Annotated in this window: 19 protein-coding genes, 1 other RNA gene and 2 pseudogenes; 10 read left to right on the top strand and 12 right to left on the bottom strand. The window is 71.5% G+C overall.

The window, feature by feature from the left end; genetic code table 11:
- The first annotated feature begins 37 nt into the window (after positions 1-37).
- The 6 genes and pseudogenes from ACFUO4_RS14755 to ACFUO4_RS14730 form a co-directional block, all read left to right on the top strand.
- Positions 38-1,027, top strand: a complete 990-nt coding sequence (locus ACFUO4_RS14755) for a TauD/TfdA family dioxygenase (RefSeq protein WP_383484120.1) — start codon at positions 38-40, stop codon at positions 1,025-1,027.
- Between the two features lie 50 nt (positions 1,028-1,077).
- Positions 1,078-2,067 carry an ornithine cyclodeaminase family protein gene (locus tag ACFUO4_RS14750; RefSeq protein ID WP_383485699.1) on the top strand — a complete coding sequence of 330 codons (990 nt, stop codon included), beginning with the start codon at positions 1,078-1,080 and terminating at the stop codon, positions 2,065-2,067.
- Positions 2,064-3,404, top strand: coding sequence for an alanine racemase (locus ACFUO4_RS14745; RefSeq protein ID WP_383484116.1), 1,341 nt, complete (start codon positions 2,064-2,066; stop codon positions 3,402-3,404). The genes ACFUO4_RS14750 and ACFUO4_RS14745 overlap by 4 nt, the downstream gene beginning before the upstream one ends.
- Before the next feature lie 50 nt (positions 3,405-3,454).
- A complete protein-coding gene (locus ACFUO4_RS14740) occupies positions 3,455-4,528 on the top strand; it encodes a cysteine synthase family protein (RefSeq protein WP_383484113.1) in 1,074 nt (357 codons plus the stop codon).
- Positions 4,528-5,937, top strand: coding sequence for an MATE family efflux transporter (locus ACFUO4_RS14735; protein ID WP_383484110.1), 1,410 nt, complete (start codon positions 4,528-4,530; stop codon positions 5,935-5,937). The genes ACFUO4_RS14740 and ACFUO4_RS14735 overlap by 1 nt, the downstream gene beginning before the upstream one ends.
- A 317-nt stretch (positions 5,938-6,254) precedes the next feature.
- Positions 6,255-6,539, top strand: a pseudogene (locus ACFUO4_RS14730) (tRNA (adenosine(37)-N6)-threonylcarbamoyltransferase complex transferase subunit TsaD); the annotation flags it as partial.
- On the opposite strand, the gene ACFUO4_RS14725 reads toward ACFUO4_RS14730, so the two are convergent.
- The 6 genes and pseudogenes from ACFUO4_RS14725 to ACFUO4_RS14700 all read right to left on the bottom strand — a co-directional run bounded on the left by ACFUO4_RS14725 (position 6,506) and on the right by ACFUO4_RS14700 (position 11,952).
- Complete coding sequence (locus tag ACFUO4_RS14725) at positions 6,506-6,796, bottom strand: hypothetical protein (protein WP_383485778.1); 291 nt, start codon at positions 6,794-6,796, stop codon at positions 6,506-6,508. The pseudogene ACFUO4_RS14730 and the gene ACFUO4_RS14725 overlap by 34 nt on opposite strands.
- 696 nt (positions 6,797-7,492) lie before the next feature.
- An RNA gene (rnpB, locus tag ACFUO4_RS14720) (RNase P RNA component class A) lies at positions 7,493-7,908 on the bottom strand.
- Between the two features lie 115 nt (positions 7,909-8,023).
- Positions 8,024-8,737: pseudogene (locus tag ACFUO4_RS14715) on the bottom strand (DMT family transporter); the annotation flags it as partial.
- Between the two features lie 85 nt (positions 8,738-8,822).
- Positions 8,823-9,638 (bottom strand): helix-turn-helix domain-containing protein, encoded by an 816-nt coding sequence (locus tag ACFUO4_RS14710; RefSeq protein ID WP_383484107.1) that lies wholly within the window; start codon positions 9,636-9,638, stop codon positions 8,823-8,825.
- Positions 9,639-9,686: 48 nt separating this feature from the next.
- Positions 9,687-10,265, bottom strand: coding sequence for a Uma2 family endonuclease (locus ACFUO4_RS14705; RefSeq protein ID WP_383484104.1), 579 nt, complete (start codon positions 10,263-10,265; stop codon positions 9,687-9,689).
- Positions 10,266-10,527: 262 nt separating this feature from the next.
- Entirely contained in the window at positions 10,528-11,952 is a 1,425-nt protein-coding gene (locus tag ACFUO4_RS14700; protein WP_383484101.1) for an RNB domain-containing ribonuclease, read from the bottom strand.
- Between the two features lie 87 nt (positions 11,953-12,039).
- Between ACFUO4_RS14700 and yaaA the strand changes: the two genes are divergently transcribed.
- Both yaaA and eda read left to right on the top strand, forming a co-directional pair.
- Positions 12,040-12,822 carry a peroxide stress protein YaaA gene (gene yaaA / locus ACFUO4_RS14695; protein WP_383485696.1) on the top strand — a complete coding sequence of 261 codons (783 nt, stop codon included), beginning with the start codon at positions 12,040-12,042 and terminating at the stop codon, positions 12,820-12,822.
- A 67-nt stretch (positions 12,823-12,889) separates the two neighbouring features.
- Entirely contained in the window at positions 12,890-13,522 is a 633-nt protein-coding gene (eda, locus tag ACFUO4_RS14690) for a bifunctional 4-hydroxy-2-oxoglutarate aldolase/2-dehydro-3-deoxy-phosphogluconate aldolase (protein ID WP_383484098.1), read from the top strand.
- On the opposite strand, the gene ACFUO4_RS14685 is transcribed toward eda, so the two are convergent.
- The 3 genes from ACFUO4_RS14685 to ACFUO4_RS14675 are packed head-to-tail and all read right to left on the bottom strand — an operon-like array spanning position 13,494 to position 16,389.
- Positions 13,494-14,756 carry a bifunctional RNase H/acid phosphatase gene (locus ACFUO4_RS14685; protein WP_383484095.1) on the bottom strand — a complete coding sequence of 421 codons (1,263 nt, stop codon included), beginning with the start codon at positions 14,754-14,756 and terminating at the stop codon, positions 13,494-13,496. The genes eda and ACFUO4_RS14685 overlap by 29 nt on opposite strands.
- A gap of 11 nt (positions 14,757-14,767) precedes the next feature.
- Complete coding sequence (locus tag ACFUO4_RS14680) at positions 14,768-15,511, bottom strand: zinc ribbon domain-containing protein (protein ID WP_383485693.1); 744 nt, start codon at positions 15,509-15,511, stop codon at positions 14,768-14,770.
- Positions 15,508-16,389 (bottom strand): Nif3-like dinuclear metal center hexameric protein, encoded by an 882-nt coding sequence (locus ACFUO4_RS14675; protein WP_179143262.1) that lies wholly within the window; start codon positions 16,387-16,389, stop codon positions 15,508-15,510. Before ACFUO4_RS14675 ends, ACFUO4_RS14680 begins: the two co-directional genes overlap by 4 nt.
- 188 nt (positions 16,390-16,577) lie before the next feature.
- Between ACFUO4_RS14675 and ACFUO4_RS14670 the strand changes: the two genes are divergently transcribed.
- Positions 16,578-17,873 (top strand): hypothetical protein, encoded by a 1,296-nt coding sequence (locus ACFUO4_RS14670; RefSeq protein ID WP_383484092.1) that lies wholly within the window; start codon positions 16,578-16,580, stop codon positions 17,871-17,873.
- 329 nt (positions 17,874-18,202) lie between these two features.
- Here ACFUO4_RS14670 and ACFUO4_RS14665 read toward each other — a convergent pair whose 3' ends face one another.
- Genes ACFUO4_RS14665 through ACFUO4_RS14655 form a run of 3 tightly spaced genes read right to left on the bottom strand, consistent with a single transcriptional unit; the run spans position 18,203 to position 21,135 of the window.
- Positions 18,203-19,141, bottom strand: a complete 939-nt coding sequence (locus ACFUO4_RS14665; protein WP_383484089.1) for a 3-oxoacyl-ACP reductase — start codon at positions 19,139-19,141, stop codon at positions 18,203-18,205.
- Between the two features lie 12 nt (positions 19,142-19,153).
- Positions 19,154-20,230 (bottom strand): Zn-dependent alcohol dehydrogenase, encoded by a 1,077-nt coding sequence (locus tag ACFUO4_RS14660; RefSeq protein WP_383484086.1) that lies wholly within the window; start codon positions 20,228-20,230, stop codon positions 19,154-19,156.
- 29 nt (positions 20,231-20,259) lie between these two features.
- Positions 20,260-21,135, bottom strand: a complete 876-nt coding sequence (locus tag ACFUO4_RS14655) for a MaoC/PaaZ C-terminal domain-containing protein (RefSeq protein ID WP_383484083.1) — start codon at positions 21,133-21,135, stop codon at positions 20,260-20,262.
- A gap of 267 nt (positions 21,136-21,402) precedes the next feature.
- On the opposite strand from ACFUO4_RS14655, the gene ACFUO4_RS14650 reads away from it, so the two are divergent.
- Positions 21,403-22,767, top strand: coding sequence for a histidine kinase (locus ACFUO4_RS14650; protein ID WP_383484080.1), 1,365 nt, complete (start codon positions 21,403-21,405; stop codon positions 22,765-22,767).
- The last annotated feature ends 152 nt before the right edge of the window (positions 22,768-22,919 follow it).

Below are 22,919 nucleotides of genomic sequence, written 5' to 3'. Positions count from 1 at the left end.
CCCGCCCCTCACCCGCACCGGAACGGACGGTTCACCCATGCCGACGGCAGCCACACCTGTGCGTCAGCTCCACCCCCAGGCCGTGACCGAACTCCTCACCACGGCCCGTGCCCTGCTCGACGCCTTCGACGGCGTCTCCACCCACCCCGGACTGCTCACCCAAGTCCCCGATACCGCCGCCAAGTTGAGCGACGGCATCCGGCACGCCTGCCGCCCGGTCGACACTGCCGACGGACTGTTCGTGCTGCGCGGCCTCCCGGTCGACGACGAGGCGATCGGCCTCACCCCCAGTCACTGGTCGACCGCCGGGAACGCCGGCGCGCTGCACGACGTGGTCCTGCTCCTGCTCTCCACGGTGATGGGCACGCCGCTGGCCTGGGAGGGCCAGCAGGACGGCCGGTTCGTGCACAACATCGTCCCCTCGCCGGGGCACGAGGCCGAACAGACCGGCGCCAGCAGCCGTGTGCTGCTCAGCCCGCACACCGAGGACGCCTTCCACCCCGGCCGCGCCCATCTGCTGGTCCTCGGCTGCCTGCGCAACCCGGACGCCGTCGCGACCACGGCCGCCAGCATCCGCCGGGTCGAACTGGACGTACAGGACCAGAAGTTGCTCAGCCTGCCGGTACTGCCGATCCTGCCCGACGACGCCTACGCCGAGGCACAGGGCTACGACGGCACCCCGCCGCCCGTGCCGACGGTGTGGCAGTCGCCGGACGGGCCGACCCTGCGTTTCGACCCCGCCTACACACCCCTGGACGAGGCGCCCGAGGAACACCGCGCGGCCTACGGCCGACTGGAGGCCGAGCTCTCCCGCGTCTCCGTGGCGGTCGCCCTGACGCCGGGAGACGTCCTGGTCGTCGACAACGACCTCGTCGTCCACGGCCGCGTCCCCTTCAAGGCGCGCTACGACGGCAGCGACCGATGGCTGAAACGTTCCTCCGTGCGGGTACCGGGCCGCCGTACCCGTCCGCAGGCCGAGCGGTTCGAGCACGGCTACGGCCAGGCGGCCGTCGAGGCGTTCGCATGACCGACATCGGCACCGGCACAGACACCGACATCGCGAAGACGGGGAGCACCATGGCGTCCGACGACACGGCCCTGCGGATCCTCAGCACCAGTGACGTGGCTGGCATCGACATCACCCTGTCCGACGTCGTCTCCGTCGTCGAGCAGGCGTACCGCACGCTGGCCGACGGCAGGTCCGACAACCCTCGCAAGCTCACCGTCAAGCCGGAGGACGGCCACTCGGTGGCGTACGCGATGCTCGGCCGCGACGGCGAGCGGGGCGTGGTCGCGGTGAAGACCTCGTACAAGCACGGCCTGCACGAGGACCGCGACAAGCAGCACTACTACACGACCCTGACCCTGTACGACGACGCGACCGGCCTGCCGGTCGCGATGCTGGACTGCGGCCGGGTCGGCGCACTGCGCACCCCGGCGGTCTCGGCGCTGCTGGCGCGCGAACTGGCCGTGCCCGGCGCGCGCAACGCCCTGGTCATCGGCACCGGCACACAGGGGCGCCTCGCGCTGCCGTTCCTGCTGACCACGCTGCCGGACCTGGAGCGGCTGATGCTCTTCGGCACGCATCCGGACGGTATCCGGGCGGTGCGCGAGCAGCTGCACACGTACTTCCCCGACCGGGAGCTGGAGATCGTGACCGATCTGCGCGCGGCGGCCGGCGACGCGGACATCGTGCTCGCCACGGCGGGCCCCAACACCCCGGCGTCCGTGGACGCGGAGTGGCTCAAGCCCGCCGCCCTGTCCGTCCTCATCGGCTACGGCATCGGGCCCTCGACCCTGCACCGGGCCGACCGGGTGATCGCCACCAGCGCGGCACAGATGCGCGTCACGGGCGTGGACATGGCCGACGCGGACGGTCAACTCCGTGACGTGGACGCCGAGTTCCCCGAGGTCCTCGCGGGCCGCGCCGAGGGCCGTACGGACCCGGAGCAGCGGATCTTCGCCTACAACAGCGGGCTGGTCGTCACCGACATCGCCCTGGGCCACCGCTTCGCCCAACTGGCCCTCGCCCAGGGGCTGGGCACGGCGGTGCCGCTGTGGAGATGACCACGGCACTCCCCTCGCACACGACACCCGCGGTACGGGCCCTGCTCGCCGGCCCCTTGCTGGACGAGCTGAGCCACGGCCTCGACGGCCCGTACCACGTACTGCTCCCCGAACGTTTCGACGCGAACGCCGCGGCGTTCCGGAACGTGTTCGCCGAGGCGGATGTGGACGGCCGCGTGTACTACGCGAAGAAGGCCAACAAGGCGGCCGTCTACGCCGAACGAGCGGCCGTGGCCGGCCTGGGCGTGGACGTGGCAAGCCATGGGGAGCTGCGCGAGGCCCTGGCAGCCGGGGTGCGCGGCGAGGACCTGGTGGCGACCGGTCCGGCCAAGGCGGACGGGCTGCTGCGGGTCGCCGTGCTCCAGGGCGCACTGATCGCGGTGGACGCGCTGGACGAACTGGACCGGCTCATCGCCCTGGCCGATGAACTCGGCCGTCCGGCACGGGTGTTGCTGCGCCGCCTGCCTCCGGAGCAGCCGCACAGCCGCTTCGGTCTGAGCGACGGCGAACTGAAGACGGCCCTGCGGCGATGCGTCGACGGGCCCGTCGGCATGGAGGGGTTCAGCTTCCATCTCTCCGGCTACGACGTCCGCCAACGCACGGACCTCGCCGCGGAGTTGGTTACCCTGTGCACCCGCGCCCGGGCTCTCGGACTGCGCGCCGACCGGATCAGCGTCGGCGGCGGCTTCGCCGTGGACTACGTGGCGGCGGAGGACTGGCGGCGGTTCGAGGAGAGCCAGCGCCCCGAACACTTCCACGCGGAGAAGTCCTTCGAGGGTTTCTATCCGTACCACTCCCCCGTCGCCGGCGCCGACGCTCTGCGCACGATCCTGACGGCCACCCCGACGGGCCAAGTCACCACACTGGCCGAGCTGTTGCGTGCGGCCGGGGTCGCCCTCCTCGTCGAACCGGGCCGGGCGCTGCTGGACCAGGCCGGGTTCACGGTGTTCCGCGTGCAGGGCGTGAAGGAGCGCGACGGATACGCGATCCTGACCGTGGACGGCAGCAGCCTCAGCCTGTCGGAACAGTGGTTCGACAGCGAGTTCCTGCCGGACCCGGTGCTCGTGCCCGCCACTGCCCGTCCAGTCGCCGACGCGGGGCCGTACCCGGCGTGCGTGGGGGCGGCGACCTGCCTGGAGTCGGACATGCTGACCTGGCGCAAGATCCCCTTCCCGGTGCGGCCGGCCGTCGGTGACCTGCTCGTGTACCTGAACACGGCGGGCTACCAGATGGACTCCAACGAGTCGCCGTTCCACGACCTTCCGCTGCCCCCGAAGGTCGTCGTCGAGCTCTCGGGATCCCGTTTCCGCTGGCGCCTCGACCGCCATCCCCGCTGAAGACCGATCGACGACCGACCAAAGACCGCCTGAAGACCACAGGAGCCTCCATGGACGACCCCCTGTACCGGCCGCCCATCGTGCGGCAGGTCTCCGAACTCATCGGCGCCACCCCGCTGTTCGAGCTGGCCCGGACGGAGAGCGACGCCCGGCTGCTGCTGAAGCTGGAGCAGTTCAACCCGACCGGCACCGCCAAGATACGGATGGCCCGGCAGATGGTCGTCGACGCCGAGGAACGCGGACTGCTGCGCCCCGGCGGCCGGATCATCGAGTCGACCTCCGGCAACACCGGGCTCGGCCTCGCCGTCGTGGCCGCCGAGCGCGGCTACACCTTCACCGCCGTCGTCGACCACCACGCCGCCGTCGACAAGCTGCGCGCGATGAAGGCACTCGGCGCGGAGCTGGTGTACGTCGCCGACGACGGGGACGAAGAACTGGCCACCGCCGCCCGCGAGGAGTTCGCGGAGAAGATGGCCGCCGAGTTGGACAACGCCTACTTCACCGAGCAGCACAACAACATGGCGAACGGAGTGGGTTATCACCCGGTGGCCCGCGAACTCCACGCCGCGCTGGATGGCCGTATCGACATCCTCATCGGCGCGGTGGGCACAGGCGGCGGACTGTTCGGGACCGGGGGTCCGCTGCGGGAGACGGTACCCGGGGTGCGGATCGTCGGCGTGGAGCCGAAGGGCTCGATCGCGTTCGGGCCGCCCGCGCACGACTACCACCAGTCGGGAACCGGCACGCCCGAGGGCGCGACGATCGGGGCGATGGTCGACTACTCGCTGCTGGACGAGGGCGTGAAGGTCGGCGATGTCGAGGCGTTCGCCACCGCGCGGGCCGTCGCCCGGCGCACCGGACTGCTCCTCGGCGGCTCGGCGGGCGGCGTCGTGTACGAGGCCCTGGCCCGGCTGTCCGCGCTGCCGCCCGGCACGACTATGGTCGCGTTGATCAACGACGGCGGGGAGAAGTACATGGACACCGTCTTCGACGACGACTGGATGGCCGCCCGTGCTCTGCTCTCCCCCCAGGTGGAGCGCGAGGTCGACGAGTTGCTGACCAAACTCCGCCGACTCCCCACGTCGCCGCACTCCTCGCCGGACCCCTCGCAGGAACAGGACTGATGCAGCCCGCCCTCGCCCGCCTCCTCACCGACGGCCGTGCCCTCGCCACGCTCGCCGTGCCGCTCGCGCTCACCCAGCTCGCCCAGGTCGCGCTCACCACCACCGACACGATCATGATGGGCCTGATCGGCACCGAGGCCCTGGCGGCCGGCGGCCTCGCCATGGTGATCTTCAACCAGTTGCGCACCATGGGCGTCGGCCTCGTCACGGCCGTCGGCAACCAGGTCGCCGCGGCGGACGCGCGCGCCGAGACGCGGGGCACGGAGGCCGATGGCGCCGAGGCGGAGGCCGCTCGCGAGGAGGTCCGGGACCTCGTCCGGGCGAGCCTGCTGCTGTCCACCCTCGCAGGTCTCGCGGGCGCGCTGCTGATGGTGCTGATCGGGCATGCTGTGGTGTTCCTCGGCCAGGACGCGGACGTGGTCGCCGCGGCGAAGCCGGTGCTGTACACGATGGCGCCCGGCCTGGTGCCCTGCCTGTGGTTCCAGGCGATACGCCAGTTCACAGTCGGCATGCGCCGCCCTCAGGCCCTACTGCGCATCACGATCGCCTCGATCGCCGTCAACGCGGGGCTCAACTGGGTCTTCATCCATGGAACTTGGGGCCTGCCGAAGCTGGGCCTGCCGGGCATCGGGCTCGCGACGAGCTCGGTGTACGCACTCTCCTTCCTCGCCCTGTACCTCTCCGCCCGCCGCGATCCACGGCTGGCGCCGGTGCTGTCGCTGAGCATCTGGAAGACCCGCCCGGCCACCCTGCGCCGACTGACGGCACTCGGAACGCCGATCGCCGCCACCTACGGTTCCGAGGCGGGCTTCTTCTCCGTCGTCGCCCTGCTGGTGGGCAGCTTCGGCACGGCCGCGCTGGCCGCGCACACCGCCGTCAATCAACTCGTCTACATCATCTTCCAGATTGCCGTCGGCCTCTCCCACGCCGCATCCCTCGGCGTCAGCCGTGAACTCGCCCTCGGCAACACCAGGGGCGCCCAACGGCTGAAGGCCACGGCCCTCGCGTGCGCCGCCGCGGTCATGACGGTCGTGGCGGTCGTCTACGTCGCTCTTCCGGGCCTGGTTCTGGCGCCGTTCTTCGAGGGCGAGAGCCGGACAGCCACCGACCTCGCCACGAACCTCCTGCTGATCGCCGCGGTGATGCAGTTCTTCGACTGCGCCCAGAACATCGGCGTCGGCCTGCTGCGCGGCCTCGACGACACCAAGGGCGGCTTCCGCGTCACCCTCGTCGGCTACTGGCTCGTCGGCCTGCCCGCCGCCGCACTTCTCGGCTTCGCCACCGGCTGGGACACCGTCGGCATCTGGCTGGGCCTGCTCGCCGGCCTCGCCACGACCGCGCTGCTCCTGCTGCGTCGGTTCAAGCAGGGTGTAGAGCGCCTGCACGGGGTCGCGACGGCCCGGCCCTGAGCCCCTGCTGCAACCTGGGGCCCGCAACAGATCACTTTGGCCGTCTTGTCCAACGGCGTCGCGGCGATCTTCTGGCAGGGACGGCGACGGTGAGGTAGATGAGGGGTTCCGGATTCTCTAAGGCCGGACACTCCCGTTCGTGGGCAGTGCCGAGGGGCGCCCCTCTCCGCGGAGGAAAGGGGCGCCCTCGACAAGTACGGCCGGCTGCGGATGACGGCCGCCACGTGGTGTACGACCCTATCCGCAACACGCATGCCTCGTGAACGCCTCCCGAGCCGTTCAGGCCGTCTACCGAGTCGTCCTGCGACGAGACCGGGGTGGGACTGGTCCGGCACGGGCAACTGCTGGGGCACGCGCTGGCGTCGAGCATGGACGAGCACGCCCGCTACGGCGGTGTCGTACCGGAGATCGCCGCCCGGGCGCATGTCAACGCGGTCCGGCCGGTGATCCAGCGCGCCCTGGACGAGGCCGAACTGCGGTTGACGGACGTCGGCGCGGTGGCGGTGACCTCCGGGCCGGGTCTGTCCGGTGCGCTCCAGGTCGGCCTGGCCGCGGCGAAGGGACTCGCCTACGCGCTGGGCGTCCCGCTCCACAGCGTCCACCGAACGAGGACGAAGAGAAGGCGATCGAGTTCCTCGGCCGGCTGGTCGGCAACGTCCGGCGCCCCGGCTTCACCGCCGCGCTCGCCTTCGCCGAAACGCAAGCCGTCGGCTTCGCCACGGCGTGGACGACGGCGGCGCCTTTCCCCACCGACCCCTGCTGCCCGCAGGCCGCCGCCGGCCTGGGAGCGCAGCGCGCCGTGGAATGGCTGTGCAGCGCGCGCGAGATCGACGAACTCGCCGTACACCCGGCCGCTCATGGCACCGGCCTGGCCGCTGCACTGCTGCAAGCGGTCATCGCGGACGCCCCCGAAGGCCGCTCCTGACTACTGACCTCTGCCCGCTCCCCACGCGCCGTCTCCTTCTACCGCCGCCAGGGTTGGGTCCAGGTCACACACTCTGCCGCCGGGGGCGAGGGCACCGTCGCCTTCCTCGGCCCCACCACTCAGCCAGAGCCCTCGCCCCTCTCCCCTTGTAGACACCCAGAACCCACCACCGAGATCCCACATGCAGAAATGCGTGGGCGCGCCCCGGACATCGAGCTGGCCGGTCGCGGCGGAGCAGCACGGAGAGGGACAGACGGACAGGTCTCGGCGGGGGTTCAGTCCGGTGTGTCCAACGACTCCCGCGGGGGCGCCATTGACGGCCGCCTCGACACGCCGCACGAGCAGTGCCACCCATCTCGATCTGACCACGGCTCACCGGAGGACGCGCCACCGATGCCAAAGGAGGCTCCCGAGGAGACACCTCGTACATGTACTTCCGACTGCATCAGCATCCGAGATGTCTGCTGGAGAGCGACACTGGACCGCATTCACCACCCTGAATGCCCGAATATGTCACATGAGCAGGAGACAGAAACGACGATACTCACAGCTCGGATTCGACCCGGATTCGACCCCAAGGGTTTGTTTAGCCGGTAAACAATGCCTCTGACCTGCGGAAATACGGAGCGGCAGACGAGTCAGGCTGTACGCCGGGTTCTGTGCCGAGGGTCCTCGCGGACGTCTCGGCGACGGCCATCCATCTAGGACCGGCGTTGCCGCCGGCCTCGTGCGGTCTACCCGGGGACTCGGGCGGGCAGCCCTCGAACGTCCCCGCAGAGCCGCCCCTCTTTCAAGAAGGCGGCCCCTTTTGACCTTGCTCCAGGTGGGGTTTACCTAGCTGCCCAGGTCACCCTGAGCACTGGTGGTCTCTTACACCACCGTTTCACCCTTACCCGGCGCCGAAGCGCCAGGCGGTTTGTTTTCTGTGGCACTGTCCCGCGGGTCACCCCGGGTGGCCGTTAGCCACCACCCTGCCCTGTGGAGCCCGGACGTTCCTCGGGAAGCCCCCCGTCAAGGGGACTCCACGCGGCCGTCCGCCCGGCTCGTCTGCCGTGTCGACCATGTTACCGGGCGCCCAGAGCCCCGGACTCCAGACGCCGTCGCCAGCACCGACCCCGCCAGGATCAGGACGAAGGCCACCCCCACCCCCGCCGTCAGCTCCTCCCCCAGGAACAGCGCCCCCGCCGCCACCGCCACTGCCGGGTTCACGTACGTGATCACCGTCGACCGCGTCGGACCCACCTCCTTGATCAGCTCCAGGAAGGCCACGAACGCGACCGCCGTGCAGATCACTCCCAGGCCCGCCAGCGCCAGCAGAACCGAGGTCGAGGGCATCGACGACGGCCACGTCGCCCCCGCCGCCGGTGCGTACACCACCGCCGCCAGTGCCAGGCACGACGCCGTGAGCTGCAGTGACGGGACATCCCGCAAAGAGCGCGCCGCTATCAGTGGCGCCGTCGCGTACCCCACCACCGTCACCAGCACCTCCGCCATCGACCGCGCGTCTCCCCCGGTCAGATGCGGCACCGTCAGGACCCCGACCCCCGCCAGGCCCAGCCCCAGCCCCGTCACCCTCCGCGCCCCCAGCCGCTCCGTCGCCCCGAAGAAGCGGGCCAGCGCCACGCCCACGATCGGGACCCCCGCGATCAGCAGTCCCGCCGTCGAGCTCGACAGATGCCTCTCCGCGTCCGTCAGCGTGAACCACGGGCCGATGATCTCTATGCACGCGAAGGCCAGGAGCGGCTTCCAATGGGCCCGGACCGTCGCCGGCAGCCCCCGCGCCGCGAACGGCAGCAGCAGCGCCGCCCCCAGCGCACACCGCGTGAACACCACGAACGACGGGGACAGCGGAGCCTCCACCGCCACCTTGATCATCAGGTAGGGGATGCCCCACACCACTCCCATCAGGGAGAACAGGAACCAGCCGCGTGCAGTCATACCGCCATGCTCGTCGCGGCGGTCAGCGTCCGTCTTGAACGCTGTTGCGGTACGCCGCCGGCGTCACCCCCAGCACCCGCCGAAACCAGCGGGTGAGGTGCGCCTGGTCGGCGAAGCCCACCGCGGCCGCCGCCTCGGCTGGGCGCAGGCCCGATTCCAGCAGGGTCCGGGCTCGGTGGACTCGGTACTGCGCCAGCCAGGCGTACGGGGGCAGGCCCATCGTCGTGCGGAAGGCCCGTAGGAGTTGGTAGCGGGACAGGCCCACGTCCTCGGCCAGCGTCGCCAGGGATGGAGGGGCCAGCAACTCGTCCGCCAAGCGGTCGCGTACTAGCAGGGCGATTCCTTCGCCGCCCTGCACCTCATCGCACGTCGCCCGCGCCGTCGAGTGGCGGCGGGCCAGTGCCGTCAGGAGCCATGGCAGGCGCGACTCCGCCTCCAAGGGGTCGGGGCAGGCGCTGAGTTCCGTGTGGGTCAGGCGGAGGGCCGTGGCCAGTTCCGGGTCGTCTATCAGGGGCTCGCGGAAGTGGGGGAAGCCGACGCTGCCGTCGGCCAGCAGGGGCGTCGCCGCGTACAGGGCCCGGTACGCGTAACCGTCCGTCTTGTTTCCCGGGCCTCCCGTGTGCACTTCCCCCGGTGCCAGTACGACGATGCTGCCCGGGCCCGTGCGGATGTGCCCGCCCCGATAATCGATGATCTCCGAGCCGCCGACGCACACGCCGACCGTGAACTCGTCGTGGGCGTGGGGGGCGTAGACGTGTTTGTCGAAGCGGGCCGTGAGGAGGTCCAGGCGTGGGCCACAGCGGCCCAGCCTCGCCCGAGTCCACAGTGCCTGTTCCACGCCGCGCCCCCTGTCCTCCGTCGTCCTCAGGGTGCAACGCCGGTCTGTTCAGAGAAAGTCCGCTGTCTCCAGGTCGAAGGAGAAGGGCTCGGGGAGTGCGAGCGCTTTACCGAAAGGCCTGGTGCACTGCTCGCGGTAGTCGTCCTTCTCCGGATCGCTGAAGAGCGTGATCGAGGAGGCTTCACGGTCAACCAGCAGGTACAGGGGGATGCCACCACGGGCGTAGCAACGGCGCTTGGCCTCGCGATCGGCCTTCGGCCTGCTGGACGTCACCTCCAAGACCATGGCTACGCCCTTGCAGGCCATCCAGGAGTCGGCACCGCGGTACAGCCGCAGTTCCCTGGGAGCGAAGGTGCCATCCGGGATCACGCGGTCTTTGGGGCAGTCGCCTCTGCTCTCCAGCTTCAGCCCCTTGTTGCCCGAGAACTGCATCTTGGTCTGGGACTGCTGGAGCACCTGTTCCACGATCAGTCCGATGTAGTCCTCGTGGTCCCCGTCCGGCGGCGGCGTCACGACGATCTCCCCTTCGATCAGCTCAGCCCGGAAACCCTCCGGCGTCTCCAGGGCGAGAAAGCCCTCGAGCAGGACATCCGCCGGCGTGAGCGGCTCATGGGCCACGGCAGTCATGTCACGCCCCTCCTTGCGTCGCTCGCCAGACTGGGACATCGGCTGATCACCTGTCCGTGACATCGGAAACCGTTCCCTCGATCGTGGCACACGATCCCGGCCGCCGTCAGGCACGCCGGACTCACGCCAGACCTTTGCCTCGCTCTACCGCCATCAGGGGCTGCTGCCCGAACCCGAGTGGCTGTCCAACGGCGATGACCTCAACCATGAACTCCCGCACCGCCGACGCCCGCACCCCCCCATCGGCGCCCACACCGCGCCCTCACGCAGGCGCGAACCGCACCTTCGCCGCCCCCGGATCGGCCTGCAGCAGTCTGACGCGCAGGCGTTCCCCCAGCGGGAGATCGTCTCCGTCGATGCGTCCGATCACCGCCGGCGACTCCAACTGCACCACCCCCACCGACGGCCGCCGCTCCTCCACCTCCACCACGCACCCGTCGAAGACCTCCCCCACCCGGTCCTTCAACAGCGCCGCCTCAACAATGTCCACGCACTCCCGCTCGACCGTGCCCGCACGCCGGCCGCCGTCGGCCATCTCCTGCGGGAGGGACTCCAACGCCGCCGGCACCCACTCCGGCGGCGCCTCCCCCGCCACCGCCGCCAGGCAGATCTCCGACGCGTACCGGTCGGCCAGGCGGCGCAAGGGGGCCGTGCAGTGGGCGTACGGCGCCGCCACCGCCGCGTGGGTGGTGATCGAAGGAAGAACCCCGTCCCGGAACACCGTGTAACCCGCGCCCCGCAGCAGCGTCGTGCACTCCTGCAAGAACGCCGCGTGGTGCGGGTCATGGGGGTCGAGCGACCGTACCAGCGCCGCGTACGAGACATGGTGCGGCCAGTCGATGTGCAGGGCGTGTGCCGTGCGGCGCAGGCGGCCGACCGCGCCGTCGGGGGCGGCGGGGAGCGTGCGGAGTACGCCCGTGCCGTGCGCGAGCATCAGATCCGCCGCCGCCATCCCCGTCAGGAGGGAGATCTGGGCGTTCCAGCCGTCCGCCGGGAGCGGGGCGCGGTACGTCAGCTCATAGCCTCCGTCCCGCTCGACGATCTCCTGCTCGGGGACGTTCAGGGAGATGCCGCCCCGGGCCACCTCCAGCTCCTCCCGCAGCCGGCCGACCACCTTCAGCAGGGCCAGTGGCTCCTCCGCCGTACCCCCGTCGATCTCCTTCTGCACGCCCTCGTAGTCGAGCTTCGCCCGGCTGCGGACGAGTGCGCGGCGCACGTCCACCGCCACCGTCCGGCCCTCCGCGTCCAGGTCGATCGTCCACAGGGCCGCCGGGCGGGTCTGGTCCGGGAGCAGGCTGGCCGCGCCCTCACTCAGCACGGGCGGGTGCAGGGGGACCTTCTCGTCGGGGAAGTACAAGGTCATCACCCGACGGTGGGTCTCCTCGTCCAGGGCCGATCCGGGTACGACGAACGCTGCGACGTCCGCGATGGCGTACCGGACGCGGTAGCCGCTGCCCCGGCGGGAGAGGTGCATCGCCTGGTCGAGGTCGACGGACGTGGGCGGGTCGATGGTGAAGAGGGGGATGTCGGTGGCGTCGTACGTCGGGAGTACGGGAGGACGCTCGGCGTCGGCCAGGGCCTCCGGCGGATAGGCGTCCGGTACGCCGAGTTCCGTGCGCAGTGCGGTGAGGGCGGCCCGGAGAGGGGCTTCGGGGGCGCCGGTCACGCTGATGTGGCGGCGGGGCATACCAGCGAGCGTAGAGCGGAGGGCGTGGGGTGGCACGCCGTACGCTATGGCGAAGCTCAAGGTGAAGGCGTGAAGGAGATCCAACCCGTGCTTGTCCTGCTGCCGCCGTCCGAAGGCAAGGCCTCCTCCGGCCGTGGCGCCCCCGTGAAGCTGGAGTCCTTGTCGCTGCCGGGGCTGACCGAGGCGCGGTCCGCCGTGCTCGCTGAGCTCGTCGAGCTGTGTGCCGGGGATGAAGAGAAGGCGCGCGAGGTGCTCGGGCTGAGCGAGGGGCTGCGGGGCGAGGTCGCGAAGAACGCCGAGCTGCTGGGGGCCGGAGCGCGGCCTGCCGGGGAGATCTACACCGGTGTGCTCTACGACGCGCTCGGGCTCGGCACGCTCGACAGCGCCGCGAAGCGGCGGGCCGGTCGGCAGCTGCTCGTGTTCTCCGGGTTGTGGGGGGCCGTCGGGATCGGCGACAAGATCCCCTCGTATCGGTGCTCCATGGGCGTGAAGCTGCCGGGGCTCGGCGCGCTGAGTGCGCACTGGCGGGGGCCCATGGCGGACGTCATGCCGGAGGCGGCGGGGGCCGGACTCGTGCTTGATCTGCGGTCCTCCGCTTACGCCGCCTCGTGGAAGCCGAAGGGGGAAGTGGCCGGGCGGACGGCGAGCGTGCGGGTGCTGCATGCGCCTACGCGGAAGGTGGTCAGTCACTTCAACAAGGCGACCAAGGGGCGGATCGTGCGGAGTCTGCTGTCGGCGGGCATCGCGCCGACGGGGCCTGCCGAGTTGGTGGAGGCCTTGCGGGACCTCGGGTACGTCGTCGAGGTCGAGCCGCCCAAGGGGGCCGGGAAGGCGTGGACGCTGGACGTACTGGTGGACGAGGTCCACTGACCTCTACCCCATTGCATCCTCTGCAACGTTCGTTGCGCACACCGCTCCTCCTCGGCACGATGTCGCCATGAGTGTGCTGGATCTCGCCCCCGTCGTGCCCGTCGTCGTCCTCGAGGACGCCGTCGACGCCGTACCGCTCGCACGGGCGCTCGTCGCCGGGGGGCTGCCCGCGATCGAGGTGACCCTGCGGACTCCGGCCGCGTTGGATGCCGTACGGGCCATCGCGGCGGAGGTTCCGGAGGCCGTGGTCGGGACGGGCACCGTCGTGACGCCGGAGCAGGTGACGGCGTCGGTGGCGGCCGGGGCGCGGTTTCTGGTGAGCCCGGGATGGACGGACGTACTCCTCGACGCCATGCGGGCGTCCGGGGTGCCGTTCCTGCCGGGGGTGTCCACGGCTTCTGAAGTCGTCGCGCTGCTTGAGCGCGGGGTGCGGGAGATGAAGTTCTTTCCGGCGCAGGCTGCCGGCGGTACGGCCTATCTGAAGTCGCTCGCCGGGCCGTTGCCGCAGGCGCGGTTCTGCCCGACGGGCGGGATCGGCCCGGCGAACGCTCCCGACTACCTCTCCCTGCCCAACGTCGGCTGCGTGGGCGGGACTTGGATGCTCCCCTCGGACGCGCTCGCCGCCCGGGACTGGGCGCGGATCGAGGAACTCGCCCGCGCTGCCGCTGAACTCAGGGACGCAGGTGAGACGTGTCGTTGAAGAGGCGGACGCTGGCGTTGCCGTCGGCGTAGTACGCCACCGCCGACAGTGACGCCGCGCTCAGTTCCATGCGGAACAGGGACTCCGGCGGGGCGCCGAGAGCAAGGCGTACGAACGTCTTGATCGGCGTGACGTGCGTGACGAGCAGGACGGTTCGGCCCGCGTACGTCGCGATCAGCTTGTCGCGGGTGGCGGCGATACGGGTGGCCGTCGCCGCGAAGCTCTCGCCGCCGCCGGTGGGTTCGGCGTCGGGGTCGGAGAGCCAGCGGTTCAGGTCGTCGGGGTAACGCTCCCGCACCTCCCCGAAGGTCAGCCCCTCCCACGCCCCGAAGTCGGTCTCACGCAGGCCGTCCTCGACGGTCACGTCCAGCCCGAGGCGGTCGGCCACGGCGGCTGCGGTCTGCCGGGTACGGGCGAGAGGCGACGCCAGGATCTCCTGTACGGTGCCACGCCGGGCCAGCGCTTCCCCTACCAGCCGCGCCTGCTCCTGCCCCACCTCGGACAGCGACGGGTCGGTCCCCCCGCTCCCCGAGAACCGCTTCTGCGGAGTCAACGGCGTCTCCCCGTGCCGCAACAGCACGAAGGTCGCCGGCGCTCCCATGTCCGCGGGGGCCCAGCCAGAGCTGGCGACGGTTTGAGCCGCCCGGACATCAGCATCGGCCTTAGCGGCTCCGCCGCCCAGAGACTCCGCCGCTCCGCGGCGGGAAGCCCGACCGGGAGAAGAAGAGACAGACGAAGAGGCAGAAGAAGCAGCGGCCGAAGCCGCCCCCGCAGAAGCCCTCGCCTGCAACTCCGCCACCGAAGTCGAAGCCGACCACTGCTCCCCCTTCGCCCCCGCGTCCATCGCCTCGTTCGCCAACCGGTCCGCGTGCTTGTTCCGCTCGCGCGGAATCCACTCGTACGTCACCCGGCCCGGCGGGAACACCCGTGCCGCCTCCATCGCCAGCGGCTTCATGTCCGGGTGCTTGATCTTCCAGCGGCCCGACATCTGCTCGACGACGAGCTTGGAGTCCATGCGGACGTGGACGGACGCGGACGGGTCGAGCTCGGCGGCGGCACGCAGGCCGGCCACCAACCCCCGGTACTCGGCCACGTTGTTCGTGGCCACGCCGATGTACTCGGCCCGCTCCGCCAGCGTCTCGCCCGTCGCAACGTCGATGACGACCGAGCCGTACCCGGCCGGGCCGGGGTTGCCCCGCGACCCGCCGTCCGCCTCGACGATGAACTCCCGCACGACACAGACCCCTAGAGGCCGGACTCGGCCGTGCGCACCAGGATGCGGCGGCAGTTCTCGCAGCGGACCACCGTGTCCGGCGCCGCCGCGCGGATCTCGTTGATGTCCGTGATCGCCAGCTCCTGGCGGCAGCCCTGGCAGGTGCGCTGGTACAGCTTCGCCGCGCCGATGCCGCCCTGCTGCTCGCGCAGCTTGTCGTAGAGCTTGAGCAGGTCCGCGGGGATGGTGGCCGCGATGACCTCGCGCTCCTTGGTGACCGTGGCGACCTCGCCGTCGATGCCCTCGTACGCGGCCTCCCGGCGGGCCGTCGCGTCGTCGATCTTGCCCTGGACCGCGCCGACCCGCTCGGTCAGCTCGGCGACCCGCTCCTGCGCGGACTCACGGCGCTCCATGACCTCCAGGACGATGTCCTCCAGGTCGCCCTGCCGCTTGGCGAGCGAGGCGATCTCGCGCTGGAGGTTCTCCAGGTCCTTCGGGGACGTGACCGCGCCGGAGTCCAGGCGCTGCTGGTCGCGGGCGGCGCGCTGGCGGACCTGGTCGACGTCCTGCTCGGCCTTGGTCTGCTCGCGGGCGGTGTCGCTCTCCTCGGTCTGCGCGGCGACGAGGAGGTCGCGCAGCTGGGTCGCGTCCTTGGTCAGGGACTCGATCTCGGCGTGCTCGGGCAGCGACCTCCGCTTGTGGGCGAGCTGCTGGAGGCGGACGTCGAGGGCCTGGACGTCGAGAAGACGGATCTGGTCGGCGGGCGCGGCGTTCAGTTGGGGGCTCCCATTGCGTGAGAAGTCGGATTGGACGCCGCGTGGGCGGTCCAGGGGTCGGTGACCGTGCGGGAGACGTGGACCCTGAGGCCCCATCCCTCCCGGTCGGAGATCTCGTCGAGCTGGGCGGCGCCCAGCTCACACCAGGGCCACTCGGTGGCCCAGTGCGCCGCGTCGAGCAGCGCGAGAGGACTGTGGGCCCGCGCCTCGGAGGCGGGGTGGTGGCGCAGGTCGGCGGTGAGGAAGGCGTCCACGCCCGCGGCGCGTACGACGTCGAAGAGGCTGTCGCCGGAGCCGCCGCTGACGGCGACCGTGCGGACGACGGCCTCGGGGTCGCCGGCGACGCGGATGCCCTGCGCGGTGGCGGGGAGTCGCTCGGCGGCGCGGGCGGCCAGCTCCCGCACGGTCAGCGGGTGGTCCAGCTCGCAGATCCGGCCCAGTCCCCGGCGGCCGGTCTCGTCCGTCGGGTCCGGTACGAGGGGTCGTACGACCCGGAGGTCCAGGGCGCCGGCCAGCGCGTCGCTCACCCCCGGGTCCGCCGTGTCCGCGTTGGTGTGGGCGACGTGCAGCGCGATGTCGTTCTTGATGAGGGTGTGGACGACCCGGCCCTTGAAGTGGGTGGCCGCGACCGTCGTCGTACCGCGCAGGTAGAGCGGGTGGTGGGTGACCAGCAGGTCGGCGCCCAGCTTCACCGCCTCGTCGACGATCTCCTGGACCGGGTCGACGGCGAACAGGACTCGCGTGACCTCCTGGTCGGGGTCGCCCACGACGGTGCCGACCGCGTCCCAGGACTCGGCCCGCTCGGCAGGCCAGAGGTTCTCCAGCGCGGCGACGACGTCCGAGAGGCGGGGCGGGGAGACTTCAGACAGACGGGGCACGCACAAAAGGCTACCTGGCTGTTCTGCGCCCTTGTACCGGTGTGGCTCCCCTTGGCCCCGCCCAGCACACCCATCTCCGTTTCCTCAGGCGAATCGTTCCTGGGCCACCCCTTTGTGTGAAGCGGTCATCGCCTGGTCCCACGTCCGTGCGTGCGAAAACTAGCTTCGTGGCCGGAGGTGACCGAACGATGACGGCCTGTGCGATCGAGCCCACGGCGGCGGACGAGGACGGTACGCCGCAGGCTGGCTGTGTGATCACCGCGGACGGCGGCTACGCCGCCCGCCTCACGCGTGACGGCGACTCCTGGTTCCCGGAGCGCTGGACGATGGACGGCCCGGAGCCGTACACGGTGCCGCTGCCCGGCAACCAGCCGGAGGAGCCCGGCACCGAGGTGCAGCCGATGGGCGACGGCCGGGTCCTGATCCGGCGGTTCACGGACGGGCGGCACAACTTCTCGCTGCTCTACCCGACCGGCCCCGGCACCGGTGAGCTGCTCCTCGGCGCGGTCGAGTGCCCGGACGAGGAGACCCGGCTGCGGCTGCTGCCACCGGCACCGGGCGGGGAGAAGGCGTACGCCCTCGCCGTGGGCCGGCGGACGACGGCGGTGTGGCTCGTGGCGGGGGGTGCCTTCGGCCCGGAGCACCTCGCTGAGATCCCGGGGCGCTGCTCGGGCGGGGTGTGGCTGGACCGGGCCGGGCGGATGCTGGCCCTGGACCGGGAGGTCGGCGGCTGCACCAAGGCGATCGTCGTGGACCTGGCGCGGGGCGGCGAGGTGTCGCCGCTGCTCCAGATCGCGGCGGGCAGCGACGACCGGCTGCTGCTGGCCGACCCGGACAGCGGGCTGCTGCTGATCGCCTCCGACGCGCCGTCGCCGGGGCAGGAACGGTTGGGCTGGGGGGTCATGGGCTCCACGCTGCCGGTGCGCTTCCCGGAGAGCCTGCGGCTGCCGGAGTGCACGGTGACGCCGTTCGCCATCCAGCCGGGGCAGGTGCTGATGCCGGAGAGCTGCGCGGTGGCGCTGCGCATCGACGGGCCGCTGGGCAGCTGGGTCGGGATGTGGCGGCCGGACGGGCGGCAGGTGCACCATCTCGCGGCGCCCGTGGGCTGGTTGGCGGGCAGCGGGCTGTGGACGCCGGACAGGGTGCTGCGGCTGCCGTACGCCACGGACGAAGTGCCGTGCGGGATCGCTGAGTTGACGATGCCCGCAGCGGGGGGAAGAGCCATCGGGAACGGGGGAACCGCGGGGGACGCGGGCCCGGGGGATCCGGACAGGGGCGGGGCGGCCGCCGGGCAGACGCCGGATACGGCGTCGGACTCGGGTACCGGCGGGCCGTCGGAGCCGGATTCCCCGGGGCCCGCGGCGGGTGCCGGACCTGAGCCGACGGAGTCCGCGGCGGACGCCGAACCCGAGCCGGTGGAACCGGTGGTGCCTCGTCCGGTGCCGCTCGGCAAAGCGCCTCTGGCACGTCTTGTAACGAACTAGTGCCGGTTGGCGTGGCCGCCTGGATTCGGCCCGTGGGGTGCCGGTTAAACTCGCCCGGCTGTTAGAAAGATCATGTTGACGGGGTGAGTTCTTCCGATGAGCGACGCACGCACGATCCAGCCGCCGCACACCGATTCCCAGGATGCCTCCGGCCACGGCAGGCACCGCGGTCAGGTCTCGGCTCACGACGGTGAGTCGGCCCCTCGTGGCCGGCACAGGAAGCCGGCCGAGGAGACCGAGTCGGCGGCCTGAGGACGCAGGACGTACGGCCCCGTTCACCTTCGTGGTGAGCGGGGCCGTTCTCTGTTGAAGCCAGAAGCCAGTTGAAGCTATTCGCGCTTCAGTCCCAGTACTTCGGCCGCCCCGAAGGTCTCTCCCTCCGGCCGCTGCGCGAAGTGCGGGGTGAGGGCCGCATCGAGTTCGTCGTAGGTGAAGGTCTCCTGCTTGCTGTCGAACTTCGCCCGCACCCGCGGCCGTTCGACTACGGCGACCATCCCGCCGTGGACGACGAGGAGCTGTCCGTTGACGCGGGCGGCCGCCGGTGAGGCCAAGTAGCCGACGAGCGGGGCGACATGCTCGGGGGCGAGAGGATCAAGCCCGCTGTCCGGCTGCTGGAAGCCCGCGAAGACGTCCTCCGTCATCCGGGTGCGGGCGCGCGGGCAGATGGCGTTGGCGGTGACGCCGTACTTGGCGAGGGCGAGGGCCGTGGAGGTGGTGAGGCCGACGATCCCGCCTTTCGCGGCGGCATAGTTGGGCTGCCCGGCCGAACCGGCGAGGAACGCCTCCGAGGAGGTGTTCACGATCCGCCCGTACACCCGCCCCCCGGCCTCCTTGGCCCGGGCCCGCCAGTGCGCGGCCGCGAAGTGGGTCGTGTTGAAGTGACCCTTGAGATGGACGCGGATGACGGCGTCCCACTCCCCCTCGGTCATCGAGAAGACCATGCGGTCGCGCAGGATGCCGGCGTTGTTGACGAGGATGTCGAGCCTGCCGAACTCGGAGACCGCCGACCCGACGAGTTCCCCGGCCTGCTGGAAGTCGGCGACGTCCCCGGTGTGGGCGAGCGCCGTGCCGCCCGCCGCGCGGATCTCGGCGGCGACCTCCTCGGCGGGCCCTGCGGAGGCGGCGCCGGAGCCGTCGCGTCCGGGCTGTCCGAAGTCGTTGACGACGACGGCGGCGCCGAGCCGGGCGAGTTCGAGCGCCTCGGCCCGGCCGAGCCCCCGGCCGGCGCCGGTGACGATCGCTGACAGCCCCTCAAGTGGCAGTGACATGGCTCGGGTTCCTCAGATCTCGATGCACGTACGGAGCGCGGTGCCCGTGCGCATCTGGTCGAGGGCCTCGTTGATGTCGGTGAGCGGCACCCGGTGCGTGATGAGCCCCTCCAGATCGATGCGGCCGGCCCGCCACAGCGCGATGGTCCGCTCGTAGGAGGTGAGGACGTCGCCGCCGCCGTACATGGAGGGCAGGATGCGCTTCTCGTCGAAGAACAGCTCGAACATGTTGAGCTGGAGGAAGTCGTCCATGGCGCCCGCGCCGACGACGACGAGGGTGCCGCCGCGCCGGGTGTTCTCGTACGCGGTGCGGGCGGTGGCGGACTTGCCGACGACCTCGAAGACGTAGTCGAACCCCTCGCCGCCGGTGACCTGTTGCTTGGCGTCGGGCAGCTCGTCGGGGGAAACGGCCCTAGTGGCACCGAACTTGAGGGCGGACTCGCGCCGGGAGGCGACCGGGTCGACGGCGACTATCTCGGCCGCACCCTTGAGCCGCGCCCCCTGGATCGCGGATATGCCGACCCCTCCGCACCCGATGACGGCGACGGACGAACCGGCCGCCACATCGGCGGTGTTGAGGGCGGCGCCGAGTCCGGTGGTCACTCCGCAGCCGATGAGCGCGGCGATGTCGAAGGGCACGTCGTCGGGGATCGGGACGGCGCATCCGGCGTCGACGACGACCTCCTCGGTGAAGGTGCCGGTGCCGGCGAAGCCGAACAGGTCGCCGCCGGGGCGCTTGAAGTTGGGGGTGCCGGCGTTCATGAACCCGGCCAGGCACAGCTCGGTCTGGCCGCGCTTGCAGGCGGGGCAGACGCCGCAGGCGGGCAGCCAGCAGACGACGACCCGGTCCCCGGCCTTCAGGTCGCTCACGCCTTCGCCGACTTCGAGGATCTCCCCGGCGCCCTCGTGTCCCGGCACGAAGGGCGCGGGCTGCGGCAGGACGCCGCTCATCGCGGACAGGTCCGAGTGGCACAGCCCGGTGGCCCGTACCCGGATCCTGACCTTGCCCGGGCCGAAGCCCACCGCCTCGACGTCGTCGAGGACCTCCAGCTTGTCCTGGCCGATCTCGTGCAGTACGGCTGCGCGCATGGTGCGGCTCCCCTCAGATCATGCGGAGTTCAGGAGTGTGCGACGACGGTGTCGGCGAGGACGGGCGCGTCGTCCCGTTCGACGGCGCTGACGGCCAGGCGGGTCTCGGTGGGCGTGTGCCACATGCGGATGCGCAGGGTCTCGCCCGGGTAGACGACACCGGCGAACCGGGTGTCGTACGACCGCACGCGCGTCACGTCCCCGCCGAACAGCGTGTCGACGACGGCCTTGAGCGCGATCCCGTAGGTGCACAGGCCGTGCAGGATCGGCCGCTCGAACCCGGCGACCTTGGCGAACTCGGGGTCGGCGTGCAGCGGGTTCCAGTCGCCGGAGAGGCGGTAGAGCAGCGCCTGGTCGGGGCGAACGGCCCGCTCGACGACCCGGTCCGGCTCACCGGCGGGCGGTTCGAGCCGACCGGACGGCCCCCGGCCCCCACCCCAACCACCCTCCCCCCGGACGAAGATCTGCGCGTCATTGGTCCACAACGGGCCCTCGGCGTCGGTGACTTCGGTGCGCATGACGAGGACGGCGGCCTTGCCCTTGTCGTAGATCGCGGCGATCCGGCCGGTGGCGGTCGCGGTGCCGTCGACGGGGAGGGGGCGGTGGATGGTCAGCGACTGTCCGCCGTGCAGGACGCGGGCCAGGTCGACCTCGATGCCGGGCATGGACAGGCCGCTGATCACGCCGGGCGAGCCGGAACCGGCGACGGTCGCGAAGCTCGGCAGGACGTGCAGCCGGGACTCCAGGGTGTAGCGCAGTTCGTCGGGGTCGGTGGCGGGGCTGGCCTTGTCGGGGTTCGCGCCCGCGCCGATGCCGAGGTGGTAGAGCTGCACGTCCTTGGAGTTCCAGGAGATCTCGCCGGAACGGGGTTCAGCGGCAAGGGCCTTGGCGGCGTCGATGGGCAAGGCGGCTCCCTCGGGTTCGGAGTCGGGCTCAGAGACCCCGGTACGGCCGTCCGCACCGTCGGCCGCACCGAGGTCGTCACGGGCCGATCTAGAACGCGTTCCAGTCCGGCGCCCCCTGTATAGCCCAGCGCACGGAAGTTGTGAAGACTACTGACGGAGTGTCAGCTGACGATGCCTTCTCGGCTTCGGGCACCGTGACATTTGTCCTGCGGGAATCCGTACGACCGGCTCTGCCGCGCGGGTCGGTGGGGTTCGTAGCGTGGAGCCATGACACAGGGGAAGCAAGGGACAAAGAAGAGGCGGCACTGGTGGGGCCCGGCGTCCTGCCGTCTCGAGGCGCGCCAGGCCCGCAAGTCGTCGGAGACACCCGGCCCACCGCCCACCGGGTTCACGCTCCTCCCCTGGCTGCTGCTGGGGATGGGCGCGTTCTCCAACCTCTTCCAGGCGGGCACGCGGCAGCCGGTGCTCGGCGGCATCGGCCTGTTCGTCTTCAACTCCCTCTACATCTACGTCGTCTTCCGCGCTTTCACGAAACAGACCCGGGAGGCCCGCTCGACCCGGGTGGCCCTGGTCCTCATGGGCGTGCTCACCTGCGCGCTGGCCCTCGGCTACGGCGGCAGCTGGCTGTACTTCTTCCCCCTGCTGGGCCTGGCCACCGGAGCCGTCACCCGCGGGCCGTGGCTCGGCAGGACCGGCCTGGCCCTGACCGCGCTGGCGGCGGCCGTGGCCTCGTACCGGGAGGGCTGGGACGCGGTGAACATCGCCTACGCCACGTTCCTGTCGACGATGGTGACGGCGGCGATCCTGTCGCTGTCCGAGGCGGTACGGGAACTGCGCGCCGCCCGTGAGGAGTTGGCCCGGCGCGCGGTCGAGGAGGAGCGGCTGCGCTTCTCCCGCGATCTGCACGACCTGCTCGGCCACACCATGTCCGTGATCGTGGTCAAGTCGGAGGCGGCCCGCCGCCTGGCCCCCCGCGACCTGGACGCGGCCGTCGCCCAGATCACCGACATCGAGTCCGTCGGCCGCCAGGCCCTCACGGAGATCCGCGAGGCGGTGACGGGCTACCGCGAGGGCAGCCTGAGCACGGAGCTCGACCGGGCGAGGTCGGTCCTGGAGGCCGCGGGCGTGCAGCCGGTGGTCCACCACTCCGGCCCGCCGCTCGCGGCCCAGACGGAGGCGTTGCTGGGGTGGGTGGTCCGGGAGGCGGTGACCAATGTGGTGCGGCACGGGCGGGGGGTCGCTCGGTGCGAGATCTCGGTGGAGGGGGAGGTCGGGAGGGTTCGGCTGCGGGTGACGGACGACGGGGGCGGGTGCGGCGGCACGGCCACGGCGGGGAGCGGCGTCGGAGTCGGCGCCGGGAAGACGCGCGAGCCCGACGGTACGGCCACCGCGGGAAGCGGCATCGGAGCCGGTGCCGGGGAGACGGGCGAGGGCGGCACACGAACCGGCACCGGCTTGCGGGGGCTTCGGGAGCGGCTCGCGGTGGCGGGGGGCCGGTTGGAGGCCGGAGCGGGAGCTCGGGGCGGGTTCGTGGTCACGGCGGAGCTGCCGGTGGGGGTGGGGGACGCCGGGCACGTGGTGACGTCGGCCGGTCCGGCCAGCGAGAGGGTGTCCGTGCCCACGGGGACATGACCCCGCACATGACCCGCACCCCACGCGCACATGACCCGCACCCCACCCGCAATTGCCCCCGCGCGCCCAGCCCCGCACCCCACCCGCAATTGCCCCCCGCCCAGAGCCGCACCCCACCCCCGCACATGACCCGCACCCCACCCGCACATGAC

Source organism: Streptomyces sp. NPDC057280 (assembly GCF_042668605.1).
Classification (GTDB): Bacteria; Actinomycetota; Actinomycetes; order Streptomycetales; family Streptomycetaceae; genus Streptomyces.
Note: the sequence above shows the minus strand (reverse complement) of the source record. Positions and strands in the feature narration are given on the sequence as shown.

Coding starts and splice junctions, on each gene's coding strand:
- ACFUO4_RS14755 (WP_383484120.1), top strand. CDS start 38: ATGCCGACGGCAGCCACACCTGTGCGTCAGCTCCACCCCCAGGCCGTG.
- ACFUO4_RS14750 (WP_383485699.1), top strand. CDS start 1,078: ATGGCGTCCGACGACACGGCCCTGCGGATCCTCAGCACCAGTGACGTG.
- ACFUO4_RS14745 (WP_383484116.1), top strand. CDS start 2,064: ATGACCACGGCACTCCCCTCGCACACGACACCCGCGGTACGGGCCCTG.
- ACFUO4_RS14740 (WP_383484113.1), top strand. CDS start 3,455: ATGGACGACCCCCTGTACCGGCCGCCCATCGTGCGGCAGGTCTCCGAA.
- ACFUO4_RS14735 (WP_383484110.1), top strand. CDS start 4,528: ATGCAGCCCGCCCTCGCCCGCCTCCTCACCGACGGCCGTGCCCTCGCC.
- ACFUO4_RS14725 (WP_383485778.1), bottom strand. CDS start 6,796: ATGAGCGGCCGGGTGTACGGCGAGTTCGTCGATCTCGCGCGCGCTGCA.
- ACFUO4_RS14705 (WP_383484104.1), bottom strand. CDS start 10,265: ATGACTGCCGTGGCCCATGAGCCGCTCACGCCGGCGGATGTCCTGCTC.
- ACFUO4_RS14700 (WP_383484101.1), bottom strand. CDS start 11,952: ATGCCCCGCCGCCACATCAGCGTGACCGGCGCCCCCGAAGCCCCTCTC.
- eda (WP_383484098.1), top strand. CDS start 12,890: ATGAGTGTGCTGGATCTCGCCCCCGTCGTGCCCGTCGTCGTCCTCGAG.
- ACFUO4_RS14670 (WP_383484092.1), top strand. CDS start 16,578: ATGACGGCCTGTGCGATCGAGCCCACGGCGGCGGACGAGGACGGTACG.
- ACFUO4_RS14665 (WP_383484089.1), bottom strand. CDS start 19,141: ATGTCACTGCCACTTGAGGGGCTGTCAGCGATCGTCACCGGCGCCGGC.
- ACFUO4_RS14660 (WP_383484086.1), bottom strand. CDS start 20,230: ATGCGCGCAGCCGTACTGCACGAGATCGGCCAGGACAAGCTGGAGGTC.
- ACFUO4_RS14650 (WP_383484080.1), top strand. CDS start 21,403: ATGACACAGGGGAAGCAAGGGACAAAGAAGAGGCGGCACTGGTGGGGC.